General features: G+C 64.6%; 23 protein-coding genes and 1 tRNA gene. 17 read left to right on the forward strand and 7 right to left on the reverse strand.

Translation table 11 applies throughout. The features are described 5' to 3' along the window. Positions 1-76: 76 nt before the first annotated feature. From K6T56_11940 to K6T56_11950, 3 genes are read right to left on the reverse strand one after another with little or no spacing between them, the layout of a single operon-like run. On the reverse strand, positions 77-586 hold the full coding sequence (locus tag K6T56_11940) for an NUDIX domain-containing protein (protein MCL6557058.1): 510 nt from the start codon (positions 584-586) through the stop codon (positions 77-79). Positions 587-588: 2 nt separating this feature from the next. Then, on the reverse strand, positions 589-1,455 hold the full coding sequence (ubiA, locus tag K6T56_11945) for a 4-hydroxybenzoate octaprenyltransferase (GenBank protein MCL6557059.1): 867 nt from the start codon (positions 1,453-1,455) through the stop codon (positions 589-591). A 56-nt stretch (positions 1,456-1,511) separates the two neighbouring features. Further along, a complete protein-coding gene (locus K6T56_11950; GenBank protein MCL6557060.1) occupies positions 1,512-4,145 on the reverse strand; it encodes an EAL domain-containing protein in 2,634 nt (877 codons plus the stop codon). A 137-nt stretch (positions 4,146-4,282) separates the two neighbouring features. Between K6T56_11950 and trmB the strand changes: the two genes are divergently transcribed. The 4 genes from trmB to K6T56_11970 all read left to right on the forward strand — a co-directional run bounded on the left by trmB (position 4,283) and on the right by K6T56_11970 (position 6,981). Beyond that, the gene (trmB, locus tag K6T56_11955; protein ID MCL6557061.1) at positions 4,283-4,966 is read left to right on the forward strand and encodes a tRNA (guanosine(46)-N7)-methyltransferase TrmB; all 684 of its coding nucleotides are present in this window, start codon (positions 4,283-4,285) and stop codon (positions 4,964-4,966) included. A gap of 78 nt (positions 4,967-5,044) precedes the next feature. Continuing rightward, positions 5,045-5,120 (forward strand) — tRNA-Phe (locus tag K6T56_11960). 338 nt (positions 5,121-5,458) lie between these two features. Continuing rightward, positions 5,459-6,058 carry an AbiEi antitoxin N-terminal domain-containing protein gene (locus tag K6T56_11965; protein ID MCL6557062.1) on the forward strand — a complete coding sequence of 200 codons (600 nt, stop codon included), beginning with the start codon at positions 5,459-5,461 and terminating at the stop codon, positions 6,056-6,058. Continuing rightward, entirely contained in the window at positions 6,055-6,981 is a 927-nt protein-coding gene (locus K6T56_11970; GenBank protein ID MCL6557063.1) for a nucleotidyl transferase AbiEii/AbiGii toxin family protein, read from the forward strand. The genes K6T56_11965 and K6T56_11970 overlap by 4 nt, the downstream gene beginning before the upstream one ends. Positions 6,982-7,189: 208 nt before the next feature. Here K6T56_11970 and K6T56_11975 read toward each other — a convergent pair whose 3' ends face one another. Both K6T56_11975 and K6T56_11980 read right to left on the reverse strand, forming a co-directional pair. Beyond that, the gene (locus K6T56_11975; protein ID MCL6557064.1) at positions 7,190-8,572 is read right to left on the reverse strand and encodes a heavy metal sensor histidine kinase; all 1,383 of its coding nucleotides are present in this window, start codon (positions 8,570-8,572) and stop codon (positions 7,190-7,192) included. Beyond that, complete coding sequence (locus K6T56_11980) at positions 8,573-9,256, reverse strand: heavy metal response regulator transcription factor (protein ID MCL6557065.1); 684 nt, start codon at positions 9,254-9,256, stop codon at positions 8,573-8,575. It abuts the gene before it with no gap. 155 nt (positions 9,257-9,411) lie between these two features. Here K6T56_11980 and K6T56_11985 point away from each other — a divergent pair, with 155 nt between their 5' ends. The 7 genes from K6T56_11985 to K6T56_12015 all read left to right on the forward strand — a co-directional run bounded on the left by K6T56_11985 (position 9,412) and on the right by K6T56_12015 (position 16,692). Continuing rightward, positions 9,412-11,226: a copper resistance system multicopper oxidase gene (locus tag K6T56_11985; GenBank protein MCL6557066.1), complete on the forward strand. Its 1,815-nt coding sequence runs from the start codon at positions 9,412-9,414 to the stop codon at positions 11,224-11,226. Continuing rightward, on the forward strand, positions 11,223-12,167 hold the full coding sequence (locus K6T56_11990; protein ID MCL6557067.1) for a copper resistance protein B: 945 nt from the start codon (positions 11,223-11,225) through the stop codon (positions 12,165-12,167). Before K6T56_11985 ends, K6T56_11990 begins: the two co-directional genes overlap by 4 nt. Before the next feature lie 54 nt (positions 12,168-12,221). Next, entirely contained in the window at positions 12,222-12,743 is a 522-nt protein-coding gene (locus K6T56_11995) for a cupredoxin family protein (GenBank protein ID MCL6557068.1), read from the forward strand. A gap of 24 nt (positions 12,744-12,767) precedes the next feature. Beyond that, positions 12,768-13,250 carry a DUF411 domain-containing protein gene (locus tag K6T56_12000; protein ID MCL6557069.1) on the forward strand — a complete coding sequence of 161 codons (483 nt, stop codon included), beginning with the start codon at positions 12,768-12,770 and terminating at the stop codon, positions 13,248-13,250. A 116-nt stretch (positions 13,251-13,366) separates the two neighbouring features. Beyond that, positions 13,367-13,621: a DUF2933 domain-containing protein gene (locus K6T56_12005; protein MCL6557070.1), complete on the forward strand. Its 255-nt coding sequence runs from the start codon at positions 13,367-13,369 to the stop codon at positions 13,619-13,621. 4 nt (positions 13,622-13,625) lie between these two features. Continuing rightward, the gene (cadA, locus tag K6T56_12010) at positions 13,626-15,983 is read left to right on the forward strand and encodes a cadmium-translocating P-type ATPase (protein ID MCL6557071.1); all 2,358 of its coding nucleotides are present in this window, start codon (positions 13,626-13,628) and stop codon (positions 15,981-15,983) included. A 412-nt stretch (positions 15,984-16,395) separates the two neighbouring features. Beyond that, entirely contained in the window at positions 16,396-16,692 is a 297-nt protein-coding gene (locus K6T56_12015) for a CopK family periplasmic copper-binding protein (protein ID MCL6557072.1), read from the forward strand. Between the two features lie 578 nt (positions 16,693-17,270). Here the strand turns inward: K6T56_12015 and K6T56_12020 are convergent. Further along, positions 17,271-17,603 (reverse strand): YnfA family protein, encoded by a 333-nt coding sequence (locus K6T56_12020; protein ID MCL6557073.1) that lies wholly within the window; start codon positions 17,601-17,603, stop codon positions 17,271-17,273. Then, positions 17,603-18,064 (reverse strand): Cd(II)/Pb(II)-responsive transcriptional regulator, encoded by a 462-nt coding sequence (cadR, locus tag K6T56_12025; protein MCL6557074.1) that lies wholly within the window; start codon positions 18,062-18,064, stop codon positions 17,603-17,605. Before cadR ends, K6T56_12020 begins: the two co-directional genes overlap by 1 nt. Before the next feature lie 96 nt (positions 18,065-18,160). Between cadR and K6T56_12030 the strand changes: the two genes are divergently transcribed. From K6T56_12030 to K6T56_12055, 6 genes are all read left to right on the forward strand, one after another. Further along, the gene (locus tag K6T56_12030) at positions 18,161-18,835 is read left to right on the forward strand and encodes a cation transporter (GenBank protein ID MCL6557075.1); all 675 of its coding nucleotides are present in this window, start codon (positions 18,161-18,163) and stop codon (positions 18,833-18,835) included. 17 nt (positions 18,836-18,852) lie between these two features. After that, complete coding sequence (locus K6T56_12035) at positions 18,853-19,197, forward strand: hypothetical protein (GenBank protein MCL6557076.1); 345 nt, start codon at positions 18,853-18,855, stop codon at positions 19,195-19,197. 89 nt (positions 19,198-19,286) lie between these two features. Continuing rightward, positions 19,287-20,600 carry a TolC family protein gene (locus K6T56_12040; GenBank protein ID MCL6557077.1) on the forward strand — a complete coding sequence of 438 codons (1,314 nt, stop codon included), beginning with the start codon at positions 19,287-19,289 and terminating at the stop codon, positions 20,598-20,600. Positions 20,601-20,609: 9 nt separating this feature from the next. After that, positions 20,610-22,127, forward strand: coding sequence for an efflux RND transporter periplasmic adaptor subunit (locus K6T56_12045; GenBank protein ID MCL6557078.1), 1,518 nt, complete (start codon positions 20,610-20,612; stop codon positions 22,125-22,127). 24 nt (positions 22,128-22,151) lie between these two features. Further along, a complete protein-coding gene (locus K6T56_12050; GenBank protein MCL6557079.1) occupies positions 22,152-22,493 on the forward strand; it encodes a P-II family nitrogen regulator in 342 nt (113 codons plus the stop codon). A 10-nt stretch (positions 22,494-22,503) separates the two neighbouring features. Further along, positions 22,504-23,777, forward strand: a 1,274-nt coding sequence (locus K6T56_12055; GenBank protein ID MCL6557080.1) for a CusA/CzcA family heavy metal efflux RND transporter, incomplete at its 3' end; no start/stop codon positions are given.

Genomic DNA, 23,777 nt, shown 5'->3' on the forward strand with positions numbered 1-23,777 from the left:
AATAGCAACGCAGATGCGATTCGACTCACCAAAGCGCCAATCGAAGGCACAGGCCGGCCTAATGACAAATCTGGGTTCAAGCCAGTGCGGCGCGAAGCGCCCGGCGCAGGCTTTCCTCGAGAAGGGGAACCGTGTCGTAGTCGGCCAGCCGCTCCGGGGTGATCCACTCGAAGTCGGAGTACTCCCAATCGATTTCGATGCGGGGCGTGCCGGCAAGCCGCGCCAACATGGGATACAGCCGCCAGCTGCGACCCAGCGTCGCATCGTGGTATTCGTGGGGTTCCCCCAAGGTGAGGCTTGCCACCTCCTGGGGGCCGATGCCCAGCTCCCGCTTCAGTTCCGCGAGGGCCAATTCCTCGATGGGGAGCGCCCGGTCGATGATGCCGGCCACCGCACCCCACTTGCCCGGGTAACTGCGCACCCTGGCGCTGCGCTTGAGAAGCAGCAGACGGCCGCCGTATTCGACGAAGCACACCAGCACCGGCACCCGCGTCGCGTGGGAATAATCCACCCGTCCGCCAGGCAGGCGGGGCAGGCCCCGGCCCATTTCCTCGATCAAGGCGGCAGTGTTTAGTCTAGCCGGCATGATCAGCGCAGCAGATAGTCCAGGGCAATGCCGCAAAACACCGCCGCCCCCAGCCAGTTGTTGTGCAGGAAGGCGCGGAAGCAGGCTTGCCGCTCGCGGTGGCGGATGAGGGTGTAGTGGTAGAGGGCGATGGCGGCCGCCACTGCGAGCCCCAGGTAATAGACCACACCCATTTCCAGGCGCTGCCCCACCCAGACGAGCAGCCCCAGCATCGCCGTGTAACAGGCCATCACCGCCGCCACATCCCAGCGGCCGAAGGTAATGGCCGAAGTCTTGATGCCCAGCTTGAGATCATCGTCGCGGTCCACCATGGCGTATTCCGTGTCGTAGGCGATGGACCAGAACATGTTGGCAACCAAAAGCCACCAGGCAATTGCAGGCACCGCGCCGGTTTGGGCGGCATAGGCCATGGGAATGCCAAAGCCGAAGGCAATACCCAGATAAGCCTGGGGAAGGGCGAAGAAACGCTTGGTCCAGGGATAGCTTGCGGCAAGCAGCAACGCAGGCACCGCCATGAGCCAGGTGAGGCGATTCAAGGGTAGGATGAGGAGGAATGCCAGAAGCGCCAGCACCGCGGCGAGCAGCAGCGCTTCCTTCGGGCTCACCCGGCCTGCGGCCAGTGGCCGGTTGCGGGTGCGCTCCACGTGGGGATCGATGTCGCGGTCGGCATAGTCGTTGATGACGCAGCCCGCGGAACGCATGAGCACGGTGCCGAGGATGAAAATCCAGAGCACGAGGGGATCGGGCCGACCGGCGGATGCAAACCACAAGCCCCACAGGGTGGGCCAGAGCAAAAGGAAAATGCCGATGGGCCGGTCAAGCCGCATCAACTGCTCATAGAGGGTGAGACGCTCGACGAGACTCGCCATGATCGCGCACGGGGAAAGCCTGCCTTATAGCGCGGCCGTGGCGCAGGGTCAACGGCTCACGCCACCTGCAGTCGTTCCATGAGGGCGGGGCCCGGCAGGGGCCGGCTGAAATAATACCCCTGGTATTCATCGCAACCCAGCCGGCGCAGGAAAGCAAGCTGCGCTTCCGTCTCCACCCCTTCCGCCACCACCCGGCAATCAAGGCTGTGGGCCATGGCGACCACCGCGGTGACGATGGCCGCATCCTCGGCATCGTGGGTGATGTCGCGGACGAAGCTTCGGTCGATCTTGATTTTGTGGATGGGGAAACGCTTGAGATAGCTCAGGCTGGAATAGCCGGTGCCGAAATCGTCCACCGAGATCTGGATGCCGAGATCGGACAACAGGGTAAGGACACGGATCGCTTCCACCGGATTGGTCATCAACAGGCTTTCGGTGATTTCCAACCCCAGGTGTTCCGGGGCGAGCTCTGCCGCATCCAGGGCGGCGCGCACCACTGAAACCAGGTTGCGCTGGGCGAACTGACGCACCGACAGATTCACCACCACACGCTCAAGCCCACAGCCTGCGGCCTGCCAGGCCTTGAACTGGCTGCACGCCTCGCGCAGCACCCATTCGCCGATGGGCACGATGAGTCCGGTTTCCTCGGCAACAGGTATGAAACGGTCGGGCCCCACCGGCCCGGCGGGCGGATGCCAGCGCAAAAGCGCCTCCACCCCCGAGGCCACACCCGTCGCCATGGAGACGATGGGCTGGAATTCCAGGCCGAATTCCCTCCTACCCAGGGCCTGGCGGAGGCTCGTTTCCAGCTCCAGGCGCTGGCGCGCGGCGCGGTTCATCTCCGGCGTGAAGAACTGATAGTTGCTGCGCCCCGCCTGTTTGGCGTGGTACATGGCGATGTCGGCATGGCGCAGCAGGGTGTCCACATCCTCGCCGTCTTCGGGAAACACCGCCACACCGATGCTCACCCCGGTATGCAGCTCCTGGCCGTCCAGTTGATAAGGGGCGGACACGGCGGCCAGAATTTTCGCCGCCACCATGCCCACGTCCTCGAAGCGGGTGACGCCAGGCAGCACCACGATGAATTCATCGCCCCCCTGGCGCGCGACGGTGTCGCCCTGGCGTAGGCAGCCGGTGATGCGCGAGGCCACCGTCTTCAGCAGCCTATCCCCAAGCTGATGACCGAGGGAATCGTTCACCACCTTGAAATGATCCAGGTCGAGGAAGAGCACCCCCACGTGGTCGTGGGCGCGTCTTGCGGCGACGATGGCCTGGGACAGGCGGTCACGCAGCAAAGCCCGGTTGGCCAGACCGGTGAGGGGGTCGTGGTGGGCGAGATCGAACAGTCGCGCCTCCTGTGCCTTGCGCTGGGAAATGTCGCGCACGGCAAGCACGTGGAAGGTGTGGCGGGGACAATTGAGGCGGCTTGCGCGCACTTCCAGGGGAAAGACCCTGCCGTCCTGCCGCCGCCCCATCATTTCCCGGCCGCTGCCGTCGCCCCCCAGACCGGCAAGGCAAGCGTTTTCCCCCTCGCCCCAGGCATTGGGGATGAGCAGGTTTACGCTCCTGCCCTGCGCCGCCTCCAGACCCACGCCAAACATGCGCTGGGCGGCGAGGTTCAGGCTTTCCACCTCGCCGCGGCCATTCACGGTGAGGATACCCTCCTCCACACTCTCCAAGACGGCGCGGCTCAATGCCTCACTTTCCGCGAGCGATGCGGAAAGACTCCGCGCCCGGCGTTCCGATAGCAGCACTTCGCGGATCAGGGGCAGAAGCCGCCAGCGCAAAAGCCCGAGCCCCACCAGCGCCAGGACGAGGACAAAGGCCCCGCCGGCGAGAAGCTGCGCGTGGCCGGGGAGAAAGAGCTCCGCCGCGTCCACCTTGAGCACGGCTCCCAGCCCCGTATCCCCCACCGGGGCGAAGGCCGCCGCCACCAGCCGCCGCCGGTAATCCCGGCTCAGCATGAACCCCCGCTCACCGGCCAGGGCGCGGCCCATGGGCAGGGGTTCCCCCTCCACCTGTCGCGGCAGGTTGGGAAGCAGCCGCGGCGTAAGCCGCAGGGGCAGGCAATCCATCCGATCCGGCCCGGTGGCGCCACACAGGGCAAGCTCCCCCGTCTCGCCCAGGCCGGGATAATCCCGCGTCAGGCCAAGCAGGCTTGGCGCCGGGCGGCTGGCGAGAACACTGCCCAAGGGCGTTTCACCCGCGATTCCCACCCGGCTCATGAGCACGGGACCGTCCGTCCAGGCAAGCCAGGTGGGCGTGGTCCGCTTAAGGCGCAGGGAAAGCCGCGGCTCCCCCAGCGGGGGGCCCAGGGCGAGGAGCGGCCGGCCCGCATTATCAAAAAACTCCAGCCGGTAAGCCTGGGCCGCCGGCACCTGGGTCAGACTTTCCCGGAGGGCGGCCTGGGCGGCGCCATCCGCTGGGCGGCGCAGGAGGTTGCGCAGCGCCCCCTTGAGGGCGGCGTTTTGCGCCAGCGCCGCCACGGTTTCCTCGTGCGCGCGGATCTCCCCGTCGATGGTGGCCACGTGGCCGGCCAGGGCCAGGGTGAGGCCCTCTTTCGCCCAGGACTCCAGGCGGCCTTGCGCCAGCCACCAGGTGCCCGCGCCCGTCGCCAAGGCGATCGCCGCCAGCACCAGTGCCGTGCTGAGGGTGATTTGCCGTTCCTGGGCCGTGTGGAAAAAACGCATGGGGACGAAATCCAAGCCAACCGCCCACTAACGACCGCAAGGCCCAAATCTTTAGCCCCCCGAGCGGACCTCACCCCAGGGGGGGTGGGCCGTGCCGGAGCCGCTTTCGGGTACAATTCGCCGCTTTTGGCACGCCCATGTCCGCCCCCCATCGCCCCATTCGCAGTTTCGTCCTGCGCGCCGGCCGCATCTCCCGCGCCCAGAAGCGTGCCCTGGAGACCCTGCTGCCGGTCTATGGCATCCCTTTCCGCCCCGAGCCGCTCGACCTTGACCAGGTGTTCGGGCGCGCGGCGGCGCGCATCCTCGAAATCGGCTTCGGCATGGGGGAGACGACGGCCACCATCGCCGCCGAGCACCCGGAGACGGACTTCATCGGCGTCGAAGTCCACCCCCCGGGCATCGGCAGCCTGCTCAAGGAAATCGAGGCGCGCGGGCTCACCAACCTGCGCATCATCCCCCACGATGCCGTCGAGGTGCTCACCCACATGATCCCGCCGGAAAGCCTCGATGGCCTGCACATCTTCTTCCCCGACCCCTGGCCGAAGAAACGGCACCACAAGCGGCGCCTGATCCAAGCCCCCTTTGTCGCCCTGGCGGCCGACCGCTTGAAGCCCGGTGGCTACATCCACGTGGCCACCGACTGGCAGCCCTATGCCGAACAGATTCTGGCGGTGCTCTCCGCCGAGCCGCGATTGGAAAACACCGCCGAGGGCTACGCGCCCCGCCCCGCCTGGCGGCCCACCACCAAATTCGAAAACCGCGGCCTGCGACTGGGCCATGGCGTCTGGGACCTCGTCTTCCGCAAGCGGGGCTTGCCTTGACCGAAGCGCCCTTTTCGGGTGTAATGTCGCGCTTTCCCGGGGGTACGCTGCCCTTTCCGCGCAGCAAGCCGCCCCCACGGCCAAGTAGCTCAGTTGGTAGAGCAGAGGACTGAAAATCCTTGTGTCGGTGGTTCGATTCCGCCCTTGGCCACCAATACCCCAAGGCCAACCGATCTCGGTTGGCCTTTTTCTTTGCGCGCTCCCGCGTGTTCGCGGGGACTCCTGCGGATTTCTGCGGACTTCCTTCCTCCGGTCGTCTCGCCCATCTCGGCCCCATTTCGCTCTCTCCTGGCCATTCTTCTCTCCAGCCTCGCTCGCCGGCTAAGGGCCGAAGTCCGCAGAGGCCGCAACGTGGACCTATACAGATCAATGGGTTACGTGCTGACGAATCAAACGGTTGGATTGCGGCATCGGCAGGCAAAGGAAACCATGGCCGTTGTGTTTTGTCGGTAGTTCTTGACAACTACCGACGTTTCGCAACATTATGACGACATGGACAGTTCGCACCAGAGCATTCTGGATCTTGCCGCCCAGCGCGGCCTTATTCGCCCACGCGATCTCAATGAGCGTGGGCTGCCCACGATCGCCCTCACGCGGCTGGTGCGGCAAGGGCTGCTCCAGCGCGTGGGACGGGGCCTGTACGCAATTCCGGACCGGGCCGTCTCGGAACACGGCGTACTGTCCGAGGTGGCACGCAAGCACCCGCAAGCCATCGTCTGCCTGCTGTCGGCACTGCGCCTACATGAACTCACCACACAGTCGCCGTTCGAGGTCTGGCTGGCAATTCCCAACAAGGCACGCGCGCCAAAGATGGACTATCCCCCGCTGCGCATCGTGCGCTTCTCTGGCGCCGCGCTGACGGAGGGGGTCGAGGAGCACCTCATCGATGGTGTGCCGGTGCGCGTGACCAACGTCGCCCGGACCGTGGCTGACTGCTTCAAGTTCCGCAACAAGATCGGCCTCGATGTCGCGCTGGAGGCGCTACAGGAGTCCTGGCGTGCCAAGCGCGTCAGCATGGATGAACTTTGGCGTTTTGCTGCGCTGTGCCGTGTGGCCAATGTGATGCGCCCCTACATGGAAAGCCTGTCATGAACCAGCGCAACATGGCCGCCTCGGTGCGCGCCCGCCTGCTCAACCGCGCCCGCGAGACCCGGCAAGACTTCAATCTGATCTTGACCCGCTATGCGCTTGAGCGCCTGCTTTACCGGCTCAGCATCTCCCCCCACGCCGACCAGTTCCTGCTGAAAGGTGCGCTGCTGTTCGACTTGTGGTTCGACATCCCGCATCGTCCGACACGCGACGCCGATCTGCTGGGCTTCGGCTCGGCCGAGATCCCGCATGTCGAGGCGGCGTTTCGGGACATCTGTACGGTGGAACTGGACGACGGCATACGCTTCCAGCCTGACTCGGTACACGCGGAGGAGATCCGCAAGGAAGCCAACTACTCCGGTGTCCGGGTCACGCTGATCGGCCTGTTGGACGGTGCCCGATGCCACGTGCAGGTCGACGTGGGTTTCGGCGACGCCGTGACGCCCGGCCCCGAGGCCGTCGACTACCCGGTAATGCTGCCGGACATGCCAGCCCCGAAGCTGCGCGCCTACCCCCGCTACACGGTTGTCGCCGAGAAGCTGGAGGCACTGGTGTCGCTCGGCATCGCCAACAGCCGCATGAAGGATTACTTCGATCTCTGGATCTTGTCGCGCTACACCGACTTCGACGGCGCGCTCCTGTGCAAGGCGATCCACGCCACCTTCGAGCGCCGCAGGACACCGCTGCCGGATGGCGTCCCTTTCGGATTGAGCGACGAATTCGCGCAGGATCGGCAGAAGCAGACTCAGTGGCAAGCATTCTTGAGGAAGAATGCCTTGGACGAGCTTCAGCTTTCCGAGGTCGTTGCCGGTCTGCGTGCCTTCCTGTCATTCCCGCTGGACGCGCTCCAGCAAGGTGCTGCATTTCCGCAAACATGGCTTGCCGGAAACGGGTGGATGTCGAGCGGCGAGGAATCGGGCCGATGACCTGGAATCCCGATCTGCCGCTCCATGGCACCGGGCCCCGGCGCATGCTCACGCCCCCGAGTTCTCTCAAACTCTTCGTAGCGTTCACGCTGATCCGTGATCGGGAGCCGTCAGCCCGGTCGGTTCAACAGCGATCGGGGCCATTGCCTCTGCGAAAGCGCACAGACCAAAGGCACTTGGGCTGGCTCGCCCCAACTGCTTCACCTCATCAGGTTCCGCCTGGGAACTCCAGGCAGAACCGGGTCCTGCCCTGCGCGGACGTCACGCTGATCGATCCTCCATGGGTTTGCATAATGGCGCGGGTAATCGCCAATCCCAGCCCTGCGCCGTCGGTTTCCGGATGTGACCGCGATGGGTCAGCACGGTAAAACCGATCGAACAGGCGCGGCAGTACCCTCGGGTCGATGTCCTCGCCGGTGTTCTCGACGCTCACCCGGGTGGCTTGGGAAGACTGGCTGATCTCGATCGTGACCTCGCCATGTGGCGGGGTGTGGCGCAGCGCGTTCGAAAGCAGATTGCTCAGGGCACGGCGGAACATCAAGCGATCACCGACGATCTCGCCCTCACCACGCTGAGCCAGTCTGACGCCCTTCTCCTCGGCGACCGCCTCATAGAACTCGATCAGGGCGTGCGTTTCCTCGGCTGCCGAGAAACGTTCCCGGTTCGGCAGCATCATCCCGCGTTCGGCCTTGGCCAGGAACAGCATATCGGACACCATGCGGCCCAGACGCTGCAGTTCCTCGGCATTGGAAGCCAGGATCTCCCGGTAGGTATCGGCATCCCGCCGGGTAGCCAACGCGACCTGGGTCTGGGTCAGCAGGTTGCTCAGGGGGGTGCGCAGCTCATGCGCCAGATTCGACGAGAACTCCGACAGTCGCGTGAACGCGTCTTCCAGCCGGTCCAGCATCTTGTTGAGTTCGTGAGCCAGATCGGCCATTTCGATGGGTACCGCCTCGACGGGCATGCGCTGGTGCAGCTGCTGGCTCGTGAGCGTGGTGGCTCTGGATTTCATGGCACGCAATGGCGCCAGCCCCTTGTACGCGGCAAACCAGCTCAGCAAGCCACAGATGACGATCGTCACGACGGCATAGGTCATCAGGGTGCGCCGCAACTCCAGCATGAACCGTGTGTGATGCGCCGTGTCCATGGCAACGAGGATGTCCAGCCGCGTCGTTGCGTCATAGGCTGGAATAACCCGGACAAGCATCCCGCGAAACGCCTGCCCTTCGTCGGCCCAATGGATCAGCGCGTCGTTGCCGTTGCCTTCATCGGCCGGTGACAGTTCGCGCGGGAGGCGAAATCCTTCGGACTGGAAGAGCGTTTCACCTTTCGAATCATGGACGCTGACGTACAGCCCGTGATGGTGGCTCAATGCCTCACGCAGCAGCCACTTGGCGTCCTCGGCCGAATTGGATCGCGCCAAAATATCCTCGATCAGGTGCTGCTTGTCCTGCAGCGCCATGTGATCCAGCTCGATGAAATGCCGCTCGGATGCAGCGATGACCAACAAGGCCAATCCAAACACCACAGCCGCAGCCGCCAACGTAAAGAAGAGGGTGAGCCGGGTCGTCAGTGACAGGGAGCGAAACATTCAGTGCTCCTCCGGCGCTTCCAATACGTAACCCATGCCACGTACGGTGTGGATCAGCTTGACCTCATGCCCCTCATCAATCTTCGCGCGCAAGCGCCAGATGGCCACCTCGATCACATTGGTGTCGCTGTCGAAATTTATGTCCCAGACCTGCGAGGCGATCAGCGAGCGGGGCAGGACCTCGCCATGACGGCGCATCAGCAGTTCCAGCAAGCCGAACTCTTTGGCCGTCAGTCTGATTCGTCGCCCGCCGCGTGAAACGCGTCGGCGCAGCAGGTCCAGTTCGAGGTCGGCCACGCGCAGCACGGTGCTCTCGTTGCCGCTGCGCCCTCGACGCAGGATCGTGCGCACGCGGGCCAGCAATTCGGCAAAGGAGAAAGGCTTGACCAGATAGTCGTCCGCACCGAGTTCAAGGCCTTTGACCCGGTCTTCCAGCTGATCGCGTGCGGTCAGGAACAGCACCGGCATCTGCAGGCCGCGATGGCGCAAGGACTGGAGTACCTGCCAGCCGTCGAGGCCGGGCAGCATCACATCCAGGATGACCAGGTCGTACTCGCCCTGCAAGGCCAGGTGCAGACCGTCGGCGCCGTCCTGCGCCAGATCAACCACGAAACCCGCTTCGCTCAAGCCTTGACGCAGGTACTCGCCCGTTTTGGGCTCATCTTCAACGATCAGTATTTTCATGAGGGTGCTCCGCCATATCGAATAGCCGCTAGTGTGACGATTTTGGGCGCACCTGACACGATGATAACAAAAATGTAATCTGACAGACAGCTTCCTAACAGGGGTGGCCCTCTAGCATGTCATCCACGAAATCAGCAATTCATTGCGAGGAGCCCATGCCACCCTTGAGACCGTTTCATTCACCGTTGCCGTTGGTGCCCGCTCGGCGGCGTTTCGTGCGCGGCTTGGTCGCTGGCGGCGTCATGATCGGCCTGTCACCCTGGCTGCGTGCTGCGGCGCAGGGGCTGTCCGACACGCGCACGGGTGCAGCGCCCGTGCTCAGCGGCACGAACATCGACCTGGTGGTCGGCGAATCGCCGGTCAATTTCACCGGTAAGCCACGGATGGCGACCACCATCAACGGCTCCATCCCGGCGCCGACGCTCAAACTTCGGGAAGGCGACACGGTCACCATCCGCGTCACCAACCGCCTGCGCGAAGCCACGTCGATCCACTGGCACGGGATCATCCTGCCCTACCAGATGGACGGGGTGCCCGGCATCAGTTTTCAGGGCATCCCCCCGGGCGAAACCTTCACCTACCAGTTCCGTCTCGAACAAACCGGCACCTACTGGTATCACTCGCACTCCGGCATGCAGGAGCAGACCGGCATGTACGGGGCGTTGATCGTCGAGCCGCGTGAGGCAGACCCTATCCGCGCCGACCGGGACTACGTGGTGCAGCTGTCCGACTGGACCGACGAAGACCCCATGCGGGTGCTCGCCAAGCTCAAGGTGCAGAGCGACTACTACAACTACCACCAGCCGACGGCCATTGACTTCTTCCGCGACGTCGCCGACATGGGGCTTTCCCGCGCACTCGACAAGCGTGCGATGTGGAACCAGATGCGGATGAACCCGACCGATCTGGCCGATCTCTCGGGGGCGACATTGACCTACCTGATGAACGGCGTCACCCCTGCCGGCAATTGGACTGGCCTGTTCCGGCCGGGCGAGCGCGTGCGTCTGCGGTTCATCAACGGCGCGGCCAACACCTTCTACGACGTGCGCATCCCGGGGCTCAAGATGACGGTGGTGCAAAGCGACGGGCAGAACGTCGAGCCCGTGACCGTCGATGAGTTCCGCTTCGGGCCGGGCGAGACCTACGACGTGATCGTCACGCCCCGAGAGGACGCCTACACGATCTTCGCGCAATCGATGGATCGAACCGGCTTCGCCCGCGGCACGCTCGCGGTGCGCGAGGGCTTGAGCGCCGCCGTGCCTGCGCTCGATCCCGTCGAATGGCTCACCATGGCCGACATGATGGGCGCGATGGACCACGCGGCGATGGGCCACGACATGCCGGGCATGAAGCACGACATGTCCGGCATGAACCATGGCGCGATGGCCATGGATCACGGCCAGCACGCGATGCATGGCATGACCGGCGGCGCGATGGCCAAGCCCAGCGCCACGGTCCGTCACGCACGCACGGAATACGGCCCAAGCACGGATATGCGGGTGGACATGCCGCGCACCAATCTTGACGATCCGGGCATTGGCCTGCGCAACAACGGCCGGCGCGTGCTGACGCTGGCGGATCTCAGGACGATCGGTGGTCCTCTCGACCCACGCGGGGCCGAGCGCGAGATCGAGCTGCACCTCACCGGCAACATGGAGCGCTATACCTGGTCGCTCGACGGCCTCGAGTTCGGCAAGAGCACGCCGGTGCACCTGAAGTACGGCGAGCGGGTGCGCGTCATCCTGCACAACGACACGATGATGACGCACCCGATGCATTTGCACGGGATGTGGAGCGAGGTGGAAACGCCCGACGGGCAGTTCCTGGTGCGTCGCCACACCGTCCCGGTTCAACCCGCGCAGCGCGTCAGCTTCCTCGTGACCGCCGACGCCCTGGGTCGCTGGGCCTGGCACTGCCACCTGATGTTGCACATGGACATGGGCATGTTCCGCGTGGTGGTCGTGTCATGAAACTGATCAAAAGAAGATTCGCCATGAAACCCTGTTCTCTCTTCACTGCGGCGCTGGTGTTGCTCGGTGCGGCACCCGTCTGGGCGCAAACAACGGTGGAAGGCGGCGGCCATGCCGGGCACCCGGGCACGGCTCCAGCCCCAACGCGAGCCGAATCGCCGGCGAGCGCCACCATGGACCACGGCAGCATGAACATGCAGGGCGGCCCCGCCCCCGCCGATGCCCGTGATCCGCACGCGTATTCCAATGGCTTGACTTTGGAGTCGGGCCCTTACGCACTCCCCGGGCCACGGCAACTTCGGCTGTCCGATGAACATGCGTTCGGCAGCGTGCTCCTCGATCGCCTGGAGCGCGTTTACACGAAGGACGGGAACGCGACCGCCTATGACGCGCAAGCCTGGTTCGGCGGCACCTACGACCGCCTGGTCCTCAAGGCCGAGGGTGACGTCGCCAAAGGCAAACTGGAGGAGGCACGCACGGAGGTCCTGTGGGGCCATGCGATCGCCTCGTACTGGGACACCCAACTCGGGGTGCGGCAGGACAGCGGCACGGGGCCTGACCGGACCTGGCTCGCTTTCGGCATCCGGGGACTCGCGCCGTACTGGTTCGATGTCGATGCCACCGCCTACGTCGGCAGCTCGGGACGCACGGCACTGCGCCTGTCGGGCGAGTACGAACTCCTGCTCACCCAGCGCCTGATTCTGCAGCCCCGCATGGAAGTCAATCTGTATGGCCAGCGCGATGAAGCGCGTGGCCTGGGAAGTGGGCTGGCCGATGCGGCGGCAGGCCTGCGCCTGCGTTACGAGTTCTCGCGCCAGTTCGCGCCCTACGTCGGCGTCGAATGGGCTGGCAAGTTCGGACAGACCGCCGATTTTGCGCGCGCCGAAGGACAGCGTACCCGGGAAACGCGTTATGTGGCGGGTGTGCGGCTGTGGTTCTAGAAGCCGCCACGCGCAACTCCGATCTTATTCACCAACCCTAAGGAGAAACCGATGATGAAGAAAACCCTGAGCGTTTTGATGCTGGCCGCCTTGCCTGTGTTGGCGCTGGCCGGTGGGGGCCATCAGGGCGGCCATGGCATGGCCGGGCATGACATGCAGGGCATGCACGGCATGCACGGTTCGATGCACGGGGACACATCACCCTCCGAAGTCGGCAAACCAGGCGATCCCGCCAAGGTCGACCGCACCATCGAGGTGGTCATGGACGACTCGATGCGGTTCACGCCGGCGAACATCGCGGTCAAGAAGGGCGAGACCATCCGCTTTTTCGTCAAGAACACGGGCAAGGTGCCGCACGAAATGGTGATCGGCTCAATGAAGGAACTCAAGGCGCACGCCGAGATGATGCGCAAGATGCCCCAGATGCAGCATGCCGAGCCGAACATGGTGACGCTCCAGCCTGGCCAGCGCGGCGGGCTGGTTTGGCAGTTCGATCAGCCCGGTACGGTGGACTTCGCCTGCCTCGTCCCCGGCCATATGGAAGCGGGCATGGTGGGCAAGATCGTCGTCGAATAAGCAGCGTCACCGGGAGTCCTTATCATGCACCAAACCGTTGATCAACCGTTCCCCCGGCGGCGCAGGCTGCTGCTGGCGGTGCTTGCGCTGAGTCTTCCCTCCCTGGCACCAGCCGCCGCACCGCAGACGCTTGCCGTGCAGGTGTGGAAGGACCCGAACTGTGGGTGTTGCAAGGACTGGATTACCCACCTGGAGAAAAGCGGATTCCGCGTGAGTGCCGTCGACCAGGGCAACAGCGCAGCCCGCACTCGCTTCGGGATGCCGCAGAAATTCGGTTCCTGCCATACGGCCCTGATCCAGGGCTATGTGATCGAAGGCCACGTACCCGCAACGGACATCCAGCGGCTGCTCAAGGAAAAGCCCAAAGCCCTGGGCTTGGCGGTGCCGGGCATGCCCATTGGTTCACCCGGCATGGATGGTGTCGCCTACGGAGGACGCCGTGATGCCTACAAAGTCTTGCTGGTTGGGAAAGACGGAGCAGCGCAAGTTTTTGGTTCTTATCCGTGAAGAAACCATGCACTGACCGTGTGCCGATTGGATCCATGAGGCGCAGCAGCGGTCTTGCAACCTGGAACAGGAGGCCGGCGCCGACCGCGCCGATCCTCGATGAAGGGAACACCGCGATGAACACGACTGACCAAGAACACCTCCACGACACGCGCGGCCAGTCCGGCCTGAATCGGCGCATGAGGACCGCGTTGCTGATGGTTGCCCTCATCGGCGGCTTCTATCTGCTGCGCGAGCACTGGATCCATGTCGCAGGCAATTGGGTGTACCTGTTGCTGCTGGCGTGCCCGCTGATGCACCTGCTGCATGGCCACGGTGGCGATGGCGGGCATGGTGCGCCGCCCGACAAACCCGCCAACAGGGAGGCGTGAAGTCATGGACCTGCGATCAGACCACGAACACCGCCAACACGCCCACGACCACCCGAGCGCACTGCAGTGGGCCGAAGGTCTGAAGGACCCTGTCTGCGGCATGGACGTGACCGCGCAGTCCGAGCACCACGTCGAGCACGCAGGCCGACTCTTTTACTTCTGCAGCGCCAAGTGCCGGGCGAAGTTCGTCGCCGAGCCGGCGCGCTATGCCTACAGCGGCCATGAGCCTTCGTCTGTCGAAGCGCCGGCCCTGGCGGCAGGCACGATCTACACCTGCCCCATGCACCCCGAGATCCGGCAGGATCACCCCGGCTATTGTCCGAAGTGCGGCATGGCGCTGGAGCCGGTGCTGCCGGATCTCGAAGGAGAAGAGAGTCCCGAGCTGCGCGATTTCCAGCGCCGCTTCTGGTGCACCCTGCCGCTGACCGTCATGGTCACTGTGCTTGCCATGTTCGGCCACCAGTTGCATTGGTTCGAGGCGCGCACACAGACCTGGATCGAACTCGTTCTGTCCCTGCCCATCGTCCTGTGGGCGGGTCGGCCGTTCTTCGTGCGCGGCTGGCAGTCCGTGGTCCATCGCAGCCCGAACATGTGGACCCTGATCGCGCTGGGCACCGGGGCGGCGTTCGTCTACAGCGTGGCGGCGACCGTGGCCCCACAACTGTTCCCGGACTCGTTCGTGTCCATGGGACGGGTCGCGGTGTACTTCGAGGCGGCGGCGGTGATCATTTCCCTGACCCTGCTGGGGCAGGTACTGGAACTCAAGGCGCGTTCGCAGACCTCGGCCGCCATCAAGTCCTTGCTCGGACTGGCCCCCAAGACCGCCCGGCGCCTTCGCGACGATGGCACGGAAGAGGACGTGCCCCTGACGCACATCCATGTCGGCGATCGGCTGCGCATTCGACCCGGCGAAAAGGTTCCGGTAGATGGTACGGTAATCGAGGGCAGCAGCGCTGTGGACGAATCGATGCTGACGGGGGAGTCCCTGCCCGTGACCAAGCGGGTGGGCGACAAGGTCATCGGTGCGACGCTCAATACCAGTGGCGCGCTCGTCATGGTCGCCGAACGTGTCGGCTCGGCGACCATGCTGTCCCAGATTGTGCAGATGGTGGCGCAGGCGCAGCGGTCCAAGGCGCCGATGCAGCGCATGGCCGATGTCGTGGCGGGCTATTTCGTGGTCGCGACGGTGTCCATCGCCGTGCTGACCTTTTTTGCCTGGGGCCTGTTCGGGCCGGAACCGCGTTGGGTTTTTGGCCTCATCAACGCCGTGGCTGTGCTGATCATCGCCTGCCCCTGCGCGCTGGGCTTGGCCACGCCCATGTCGATCATGGTGGCGACCGGGCGAGGGGCTACGCAGGGGGTGCTGTTTCGCGATGCCGCCGCGATCGAGAAAATGCGCCAGGTCGATACCCTGATCGTCGACAAGACCGGCACATTGACCGAGGGCCGGCCGCGCTATCAGACGACGATCGCAGCCGAAGGCTTCACCGCCGGCGAAGCCTTGCGACTGGCTGCCAGCCTCGACCAGGGCAGCGAGCACCCGCTGGCGGAAGCCATCGTCACGGCCGCGCGCGAGCAGGGCCTGGTGCTCTCACGCGCCGAGGAGTTCGACTCGCACTCAGGCATCGGCGTGCGCGGGCGCGTCGATGGACATGCCGTGGCACTGGGCAACACCGCGCTGATGGAACAGCTCGGTGTGGACGTGCGGCCATTGGCCGAGCGGGCGGAGGCGCTGCGCGGTGAGGGTGCCAGCGTGATGCATCTGGCCGTCGATGGCGTGCTCGCCGCAGTCCTGGCCGTCGCCGACCCGGTGAAGAAGACCACACCGCAAGCGCTGGCGTCGTTGCGCGCGGAGGGCTTGCGCGTCGTCATGGCCACGGGCGACGGTCTGACCACGGCCAAGGCCGTGGCGGCGCGCTTGGGCATCGATGAGGTGCATGGCGAGGTCAAGCCCGCCGACAAACTGCAACTGGTGGAGCGGCTGCAGCGCGAGGGGCGTATCGTTGCGATGGCTGGTGACGGCATCAATGATGCCCCGGCCTTGGCAAAGGCCGACGTCGGTATCGCCATGGGCACCGGCACCGACGTGGCGATGAACAGCGCACAGATCACGCTCGTCAAGGGTGACCTGCGCGGTATTGCGGTGGCGCGCGCCTTGTCAGTGGCCACGGTCCGCAACATGAAGCAGAACCTGATGTTCGCCTTTCTCTACAACGCACTGGGCATTCCCATTGCGGCCGGCGTGCTGTATCCGCTCACCGGTTGGCTGCTTTCACCGTTGATCGCCGCCCTGGCGATGAGTTTCAGCTCCGCATCGGTGATCGGCAATGCGCTGCGTTTGCGCGGCGTCCGTCTTGTCTGAACACGAGGATCGTCCCGCGTGCCGTGGTGGGTGCTGGTTGCACTCCCAGATCGCTGGGTCTGTCGTATCGGTTGCCACCCGACGTTGGACACCTGATCCCTATCGAGGCCTGGAATGCTCTCGACCACGGCACCTGAGCCGCCTCACACCGATACCGCACTTGGCGCCCTGTCGGCATCGCCATAAGCACTTGCACCGATGTGGCGATGAGTCCGCGCCCCGCCTCGGTGAGCAGGAATGCATTGAGATTGGCACACGACAATTAATCCCGATCCCATCCCGAATGGAATCTGACATATACGTAACGGCCGTCTCATCTTCCCGTCAGCGGTGGCTTCGCAGAATACATACTGTGCAGTCGCACAAGGCATTGACAGAAATGCCTTCACGTTTGATTGAAAGGAGTGTAGAGATGAAAGCCAGGATTACCGCTGTTGTCGCCGCCACCGTGCTGAGCGCCATCGTAACCCCATCGTTCGCTGGTGACGCGGCAGCGGCCAGCGCCAAGAAAATGTTCCTCCTCAAGGACGGTGGAACCCTGTATGTATTCGAGGACGGCAAGATGGCGCTGGAAGACAAGTTCGGACGGGCTATCCACCTGAAAGAGGGGCAATCGCTCGAAACGGCCGATGGCCAGAAGATTACAGCCAACGGCAACGAGGTCGCTCGACTCGATGCTCTTCTCCGTCAGGGTCATTCCAACCGTTGACTACTCGATTCAATTCGTGAACTGCACGCCAGCGGATGTCGGGCCAACTCGTTGACCAACACGCGCTGGCGGGCCATCGGTCATAGCTGGGGCTAACCACTCGATGGTAGGCTGCGACGCTACCGGTCAATCGGCGCCGCACAAGGTGAGAGTCCGCCCTGCACTGACTGACCGGCGTTCATTGCCGAGGCCATTGCGTCCACAACAACCCGCAGGATTGCCCGGGATTGCTCAATCGTTGAGAGAGTGGGTTGGATTCCGGTCGCGTCTGCACCACCAATCACCAAAGGTCAACCGTTCTCGGTTGGCCTTTTCTCTCGCGCACTACCGCGTGTTCGCGGGGACTCCTGCGGATTTCTGCGGACTTCCTTCCCCCGGCCGTCTCGCCCATCTCGGACTCATTTCGCTCTCTCCGCGCCGTTTTTCTCTCCGGCCTCGCTCCTTGCCGAAGGGCCGAAGTCCGCAAAGGCCGCCGAAGGCACCATTCCGAAACAAGACGTTACGTGCTGACCGATCAATCGGTTGGATGACAGCATCGCCTGCCCGAAGGAAACTGCTTGGGCCTCGGTTCGATGTGCTCAGGTAGTAGCAGGCTGCAGCGCAATGACAGCCATCCCTGTGAGAGCTATGGCCGCCCCCGTCACGTCCCAGCGCGTCAGCGTCACGCCATCGACCCAATGCAGCCACGCGAGGGCCACCGTGATGTACATGCCGCCGTAGGCGGCGTAGGTGCGCCCCGCCGCGGTGGGATGCAAGGTCAGCAGCCAGGCGAACAGCGCGAGTGCGATCGCGGCGGGCACCAGCAGCCATGCGGTCCTGCCTTGTTTTAGCACCAGCCAGGGCAAGTAGCAGCCGACGATCTCCGCCAGCGCAGTGAGGGCGAACAGCCCGGCGGTTTTGGCGAGGTCCATCATCGAGGCTTCCCTTTCGTTTTACCCGTCTTGGCGGGTGCACCGTGACACGCACACCCTTCACCGCGGGCCGCTGCCACCAGTTCGTGCAGGATGGCGCACGCAGCAGCGGTGTGCTCCGCGTGGCAACGGTCGCGCAGTTGTCGGAGCTGCCGCTCCAGAGCCTGCATCGATCGGAGCCGTGCCCGCACGCGGGCGATCTGTTCGTCGATCAGCCGGTTTACGTCGCCGCAATCGCGATCCGGATGGTCCAGGAAGTCCAGCAGCCGTCGCACGTCCGCAAGCGGGATGTCCAACGCCCGGCAGTGACGGACGAAGGCCAGTCGCTCCAGGTGCAGGGGTCCATAGGCGCGGTAGCCGTTGGCCTGCCGCACCGGCAGGGGCAACAGCCCGACCCGCTCGTAATAGCGGATGGTTTCGATATCCACACCCGTGGCCTGTGCAAGTTCTCCGATGCGCATACGGGGCTCCACGATATCGCGCCAGTATAGCCGTTTGACTCTGTAGCGAGTACAGGGTTCTAAATAAGCGACGAATTCGATCCTCAGAAAAAACCCATGGCCGGCCAGTGCTGCAATACGACATCCTGTTCAAGCGAGGGGGTAAGCCCGCGCTATCGAAAGGCGCTGTGGATAGCGCTCGGGATCAATGCCGTCATGTTTGGCGTGGAAATCGCTGGCGGCCTCAAATCCGGGTCGGTGTCGCTACTGGCTGATGCTGCGGACTTTCTGGCGGATGCGGCCAACTACGGTCTGTCGCTGACGGTGCTGTCGCTGGGCCTGCTGTGGCGAGCGCGCGCGGCCTTGGTGAAGGGCCTCACCATGGGCGCCTTTGGCCTCTTCGTGCTTGGCAAGGCAGGATGGAACACCTTGAGTGGCATGCCGCTGGAACCCATCACTATGGGTGCGATCGCCTTCCTCGCGTTGCTAGCCAACGTCGGCGTGGCGCTCATGCTCTACACCTTTCGCAACGGCGATGCGAACATGCGCTCCGTCTGGCTGTGCAGCCGCAACGATGCCATCGGCAACGTGGCCGTGATGCTGGCCGCAGCCGGGGTCTTCGGCACCGGCCAGGCGTGGCCTGATCTCGTCGTGGCTGGGATCATGGGGACGTTGGGATTGACCTCGGCCGTGGCGGTGGTGCAGCACGCGAAAAGGGAACTCGCCAGCGCTCGCGGCCAGCTCGAGAGCAAACCCACAACGTCGCTGAACATTGACAGGGTAAGTCCGTAGTAAATATAGTGTTCGCCATGCGACGTCTGCTCCTGCTCATCTTGCTCTGCCTACTGCCGCTCCAGATCACCTGGGCTGTGGTGGCGGACTACTGCGGGCACGAGCAGGACAAGGCCGCCCAGCATTTCGGCCACCATGACGACGAGCACAGCGTGTCGTCCGGTGCATCCGATGACGGCAAGCAACCCGGTCAGTCGCTTGGGCACGACCACTGCCACCTGTCCGGGTTTCTCGGGGTCTTGAGCAGATTTGCGCCTACGGCGTACGAGAGTGCACACCCCAAACCGCACGATGGTGACGGCGCCTATCCGTCCCTCGCCGCCTACCCGCCCGAACGCCCTCAATGGTTCGTTCCCGCCTGATGCGGCGGGGCGGGCAGCTTCTCGTGATTTAGCACCATCCGGAACGGCCTCCTCTCGCCGAATTCATCCCGTAACCTGTGGAGAATTCGATGCGAAGACATCTGTTGCCGCTGGGGTTGGCGGCGTTGCTTCTCAACCCATCATTTGCACAAACGTTCGATCCCGTAAACGGCGGCTTGGCGACGAGCGGCGTTGTCACGCCGGGCAACACCGAGCCGGCCGCCCCACTCACGCTGGAGAAAGCACTGGAGCTGGCGCTCGGCGCCAATCCGGAACTTGCGGCCGCCCGCCGCGAGCTGGAGGCGATCGAGGGGACCGTCATCCAGGCGCAGGTGCGCCCGAACCCAGAACTTGCGACCTTGGTCGAGGACACACGTCGCGCGACCCGGACCACGACGCTGCAGTTGAACCAAACGATCGAGCTCGGCGGCAAGCGTGCGGCCCGGATCGATGCGGCCGAGCGGGGCCGCGAGGCCGCCCGGGCGGAATTGAATGCGAAGCGTGCCGAGATCCGCGCCGCAGTGACGGCGGCCTTTTTCGACACCCTCGTCGCACAGGAGCGTCTGCGGCTGGCTCAGGCTGGCGTCGAACTCGCGCAGCATGCCACCGACGTGGCGAGGCGCCGGGTGTTGGCGGGCAAGGTCTCACCCATCGAGGAAACCAAGGCACGGGTAGCGGAAAGCGGCGTGCGCGTGGAGCTGAGACTGGCCGAAAGCGAGTTGGCGACCGCGCGCAAACGCCTGGCTGGCATCTTGGGCGAGACGGTGCCACGCTTCGAGCGGGTCGGGGGCGATCTGGATGCCCTGCCGCCGCTGCCGTCCCGCGCCGAGCTCGAACAGCGTCTCGACACCGCGCCGGCCCTGTTGCGCGCGAGGATCGAGGTCGACCGCCGGGCGGCCTTGGCCGAGATCGAACGCAGCCGGCGCATCCCAGACCTGACCGTGAGCCTGGGTGTGAAGCGCAACAACGAACTGGCCCTTGATCAGGCCCTTTTCGGCGTCTCCATCCCGATCCCCGTGTTCGACCGCAACCAGGGCAACCTGCTGGAAGCGCTGCACCGGGCGGACAAGGCCCGGGACGAACTGTCCACCACCCGGATCCGCCTCGCCAACGAACTGGCACAGGCATTTGAGCGCCTCACCACGGCGCGCAACGAGCTGGAGTCGCTCAAGGCGGACATCCTGCCGGGCGCGCAAAGCGCCTATGAGGCCACGATCAAAGGTTTCGAGCTGGGCAAGTTCAGCTTTCTCGAAGTGCTGGACGCGCAGCGCACGCTGTTTGCGGTGAAATCCCAAAGCCTGCGCGCCCTCGCCGAGGCGCATCGTGCCTCGGCCGAAATCGAACGCATTCTCGGCGAAACGGCGCTCGAGTCGACCCAGACGCCGGCCGCCACCCAACCGTAGGAATTCGTCATGAAACTCAATCTGAACAAAAAGCAGTCCATTGCCATAGCCCTCGTCCTCGCAGCCGGTGTCGTGCTCGCCGGGCTGATCCTCGGGACGGCCAAGACCCGCCCGGACGGGGAAGGACATGAGCATGCGGACGGGATGTCGGCGACGGATGCAGGGCACCGCGAAACGGAGGCCGGCCCGCGCAAAGGCCCGCACGGCGGCAGGCTCTTCACCCAGGACGGCTACGGCATCGAGCTCACCCTCTTCGAGCAGGGTGTGGAACCCCACTTCCGCCTCTACACCTACCGGGACGGCAAGCCTCTCGACCCGAAGGCGAGCCAGGTCACCGTCACGGTGGAGCGACTCGGTCGCAAGCCGCAGCTTTTCACGTTCGCCGCTGAAAAGGACTACCTCAAGGGCGACGCGGTGGTCGAGGAGCCGCATTCGTTCAAGGTCACGATTGATGCGCGCTATGACAACAAGGCGTATCGCTTCGATTACGAGCAGGTCGAGGCCCGGGTTGCAATGAGCGACGAGCAGCTCAGGCAAAACCAGGTCGAGGTGCTGACCGCAGGTCCGGCGCGCATTCGCAACGTCCTGCAGCTCATCGGCGAGATTCGCCTCAACCAGGATCGCACGGTGCACGTGGTGCCGCGGTTTTCTGGCATCGTGCAATCGGTATCCGCTAACGCCGGCGACCGGGTGCGCAAGGGGCAATTGCTTGCGACGATTTCCAGTCAGGGGCTTTCCGACCAGCGCGCCGAGCTGCTCGCCGCACAAAAGCGCCTTGCGCTGGCGCGCGCCACCTTCGATCGCGAGAAAAAACTCTGGGAGGACAAGATCTCCGCCGAGCAGGATTACCTGCAGGCGCACACCGCCCTGCAGGAGGCGGAGATCGCAGTCCAGAACGCGCAGCAGAAGCTCGCTTCGCTCGGCAGCCAGAGGACCGGGGGCGATCTCACCCGCTATGAGCTGCGCTCGCCCATCGACGGCATCGTCGTTGAAAAGCACATCGCGCAGGGCGAGGCGGTCAAGGAGGATGCCACCGTCTTCGTCATCGCGGATCTGTCCACGGTGTGGGCCGAAATGACCGTCTACGCAAAGGACCTGAATGCCGTGAAGGTCGGCCAGAAGGCCACCGTCAAGGCGGCCGCCTTCGACTCGACAAGCAGCGGCACGGTGTTCTACGTCGGCTCCCTGGTAGGCGAGCAGACCCGCACGGCCAAGGCGCGCATCGTCCTGCCCAACCCGCAGGGCGTGTGGCGTCCGGGTCTGCCGGTCAACATCGAACTCGTCGCGGGCGAGGTCGAGGTGCCGGTGGCGGTATCCCAGGAGGCGATCCACAGCCTGCGCGACTGGACCGTCGTGTTCGGTCGCTACGGCGCGGATTTCGAGGCGCGGCTGGTGAAACTGGGACGCAGCGACGGCAGATTCGTCGAAGTCGTCGAAGGGCTGAACGCGGGCGAGCACTACGCCGCGAAGAACAGCTTCCTCATCAAGGCCGAGTTGGGCAAGGCCGGCGCCAGCCACGACCACTAGAACACTGGGAATCGGGAGACCACCATGAAACAGATCATCGCCATCGTGCAGCCGCATCGGCTGGAAGCCGTCGAACAGGCCCTGTACGCCCTGGAGCACCTGCCCGGGTTCACGATCTTTCCGGCGCGCGGACACGCGCGCGGGCAAGGTCCGCACCATGCCTACACCGCCATCGAGTGGAACCCGGACGCCCACGACCGGCTGGTTCTGCTGATGCTCTGCGCAGACGAACTGGCGCCGAACGCCGTGGAGGCCATCCGCGCCGCCGCCCACACGGACCATCCCGGCGACGGCCTGATTGCGGTTTCCGCCGTGGAAGACGCCGTGCGCATCCGCAGCGGCGAACGCGGCGACGCGGCGCTCTAGGAGATACGACATGTTCGAAAAAATCATCCAATTCGCTATCGAGCAGCGCTGGCTGGTGCTGCTGGCCGTGCTCGGCATGGCTGCGGTCGGCGTGTACAGCTATCAAAAGCTGCCGATCGATGCCGTGCCCGACATCACCAACGTCCAGGTACAGATCAACACCGCCGCCCCCGGCTACTCGCCTCTGGAAGTCGAGCAGCGCGTCACTTTCCCGATCGAGACCGTCATGGCCGGCCTGCCCGGCCTCACGCAGACCCGTTCACTGTCGCGTTACGGCCTGTCCCAGGTGACGGTGATCTTCGAGGACGGCACCGACATCTATTTCGCGCGGCAACTGGTGAACGAGCGCATCCAGCAGGCCAGGGAGAAACTGCCGGCCGGTGTGACGCCGGCCATGGGGCCGATTGCCACCGGGCTGGGCGAAATCTACATGTGGACCGTGGAGGCCGAGGATGGTGCGGTCAAACCCGACGGCACCCCTTATACCCCCATGGACTTGCGCGAGATCCAGGACTGGATCATCAAGCCGCAACTGCGCAACGTGCCGGGCGTGACCGAGATCAACACCATCGGCGGCTACGCCAAGCAATTCCAGGTTGCGCCTTATCCTGATCGCCTGGTCTCCCACGGCCTTGCGCTGTCCGATCTGGTCGAGGCGCTGGAGCGCAACAACGCCAACGTCGGCGCGGGCTACATCGAGCGGCGCGGGGAACAATATTTGATCCGCGCGCCGGGCCAGGTCGGCAGTCTGGACGACATTGGCAACATCGTCATCGGCGCACCCGAGGGCGTGCCCGTGCGCATCCGCGACGTCGCGGACGTGACGCTGGGCAAGGAGCTGCGCACCGGCGCTGCCACCGAGAACGGCCGTGAGACAGTGCTGGGCACGGTGTTCATGCTCATGGGCGAGAACAGCCGCACGGTCTCGCAGGCAGTGGATGCGAAGATGCAGGAAATCAACCGCACCCTGCCCCCCGGCGTGGTTGCCAGGAAGGTCTATGACCGAACGATCCTGGTGGACAAGGTCATCGACACCGTGAAGAAGAACCTGGTCGAGGGCGCTGTGCTGGTGATCGCCGTCCTGTTCCTGTTCCTCGGCAACATCCGCGCCGCGGTCATTACCGCGCTGGTGATTCCGCTGTCCATGCTGTTCACCTTCACCGCCATGGCGAGCAACAAGGTCAGCGCCAACCTGATGAGCCTGGGCGCGCTGGACTTCGGCATCATCATCGACGGTGCCGTGGTGATCGTGGAAAACTGTGTGCGGCGGCTCGCCCACGCGCA

The organism is Burkholderiales bacterium (assembly GCA_023511995.1).
Classification (GTDB): Bacteria; Pseudomonadota; Gammaproteobacteria; order Burkholderiales; family Thiobacteraceae; genus Thiobacter.

Coding starts and splice junctions, on each gene's coding strand:
- K6T56_11940 (MCL6557058.1), bottom strand. CDS start 586: ATGCCGGCTAGACTAAACACTGCCGCCTTGATCGAGGAAATGGGCCGG.
- ubiA (MCL6557059.1), bottom strand. CDS start 1,455: ATGGCGAGTCTCGTCGAGCGTCTCACCCTCTATGAGCAGTTGATGCGG.
- K6T56_11950 (MCL6557060.1), bottom strand. CDS start 4,145: ATGCGTTTTTTCCACACGGCCCAGGAACGGCAAATCACCCTCAGCACG.
- trmB (MCL6557061.1), top strand. CDS start 4,283: ATGTCCGCCCCCCATCGCCCCATTCGCAGTTTCGTCCTGCGCGCCGGC.
- K6T56_11965 (MCL6557062.1), top strand. CDS start 5,459: ATGGACAGTTCGCACCAGAGCATTCTGGATCTTGCCGCCCAGCGCGGC.
- K6T56_11970 (MCL6557063.1), top strand. CDS start 6,055: ATGAACCAGCGCAACATGGCCGCCTCGGTGCGCGCCCGCCTGCTCAAC.
- K6T56_11975 (MCL6557064.1), bottom strand. CDS start 8,572: ATGTTTCGCTCCCTGTCACTGACGACCCGGCTCACCCTCTTCTTTACG.
- K6T56_11980 (MCL6557065.1), bottom strand. CDS start 9,256: ATGAAAATACTGATCGTTGAAGATGAGCCCAAAACGGGCGAGTACCTG.
- K6T56_11985 (MCL6557066.1), top strand. CDS start 9,412: ATGCCACCCTTGAGACCGTTTCATTCACCGTTGCCGTTGGTGCCCGCT.
- K6T56_11990 (MCL6557067.1), top strand. CDS start 11,223: ATGAAACTGATCAAAAGAAGATTCGCCATGAAACCCTGTTCTCTCTTC.
- K6T56_11995 (MCL6557068.1), top strand. CDS start 12,222: ATGAAGAAAACCCTGAGCGTTTTGATGCTGGCCGCCTTGCCTGTGTTG.
- K6T56_12000 (MCL6557069.1), top strand. CDS start 12,768: ATGCACCAAACCGTTGATCAACCGTTCCCCCGGCGGCGCAGGCTGCTG.
- K6T56_12005 (MCL6557070.1), top strand. CDS start 13,367: ATGAACACGACTGACCAAGAACACCTCCACGACACGCGCGGCCAGTCC.
- cadA (MCL6557071.1), top strand. CDS start 13,626: ATGGACCTGCGATCAGACCACGAACACCGCCAACACGCCCACGACCAC.
- K6T56_12015 (MCL6557072.1), top strand. CDS start 16,396: ATGAAAGCCAGGATTACCGCTGTTGTCGCCGCCACCGTGCTGAGCGCC.
- K6T56_12020 (MCL6557073.1), bottom strand. CDS start 17,603: ATGGACCTCGCCAAAACCGCCGGGCTGTTCGCCCTCACTGCGCTGGCG.
- cadR (MCL6557074.1), bottom strand. CDS start 18,064: ATGCGCATCGGAGAACTTGCACAGGCCACGGGTGTGGATATCGAAACC.
- K6T56_12030 (MCL6557075.1), top strand. CDS start 18,161: ATGGCCGGCCAGTGCTGCAATACGACATCCTGTTCAAGCGAGGGGGTA.
- K6T56_12035 (MCL6557076.1), top strand. CDS start 18,853: ATGCGACGTCTGCTCCTGCTCATCTTGCTCTGCCTACTGCCGCTCCAG.
- K6T56_12040 (MCL6557077.1), top strand. CDS start 19,287: ATGCGAAGACATCTGTTGCCGCTGGGGTTGGCGGCGTTGCTTCTCAAC.
- K6T56_12045 (MCL6557078.1), top strand. CDS start 20,610: ATGAAACTCAATCTGAACAAAAAGCAGTCCATTGCCATAGCCCTCGTC.
- K6T56_12050 (MCL6557079.1), top strand. CDS start 22,152: ATGAAACAGATCATCGCCATCGTGCAGCCGCATCGGCTGGAAGCCGTC.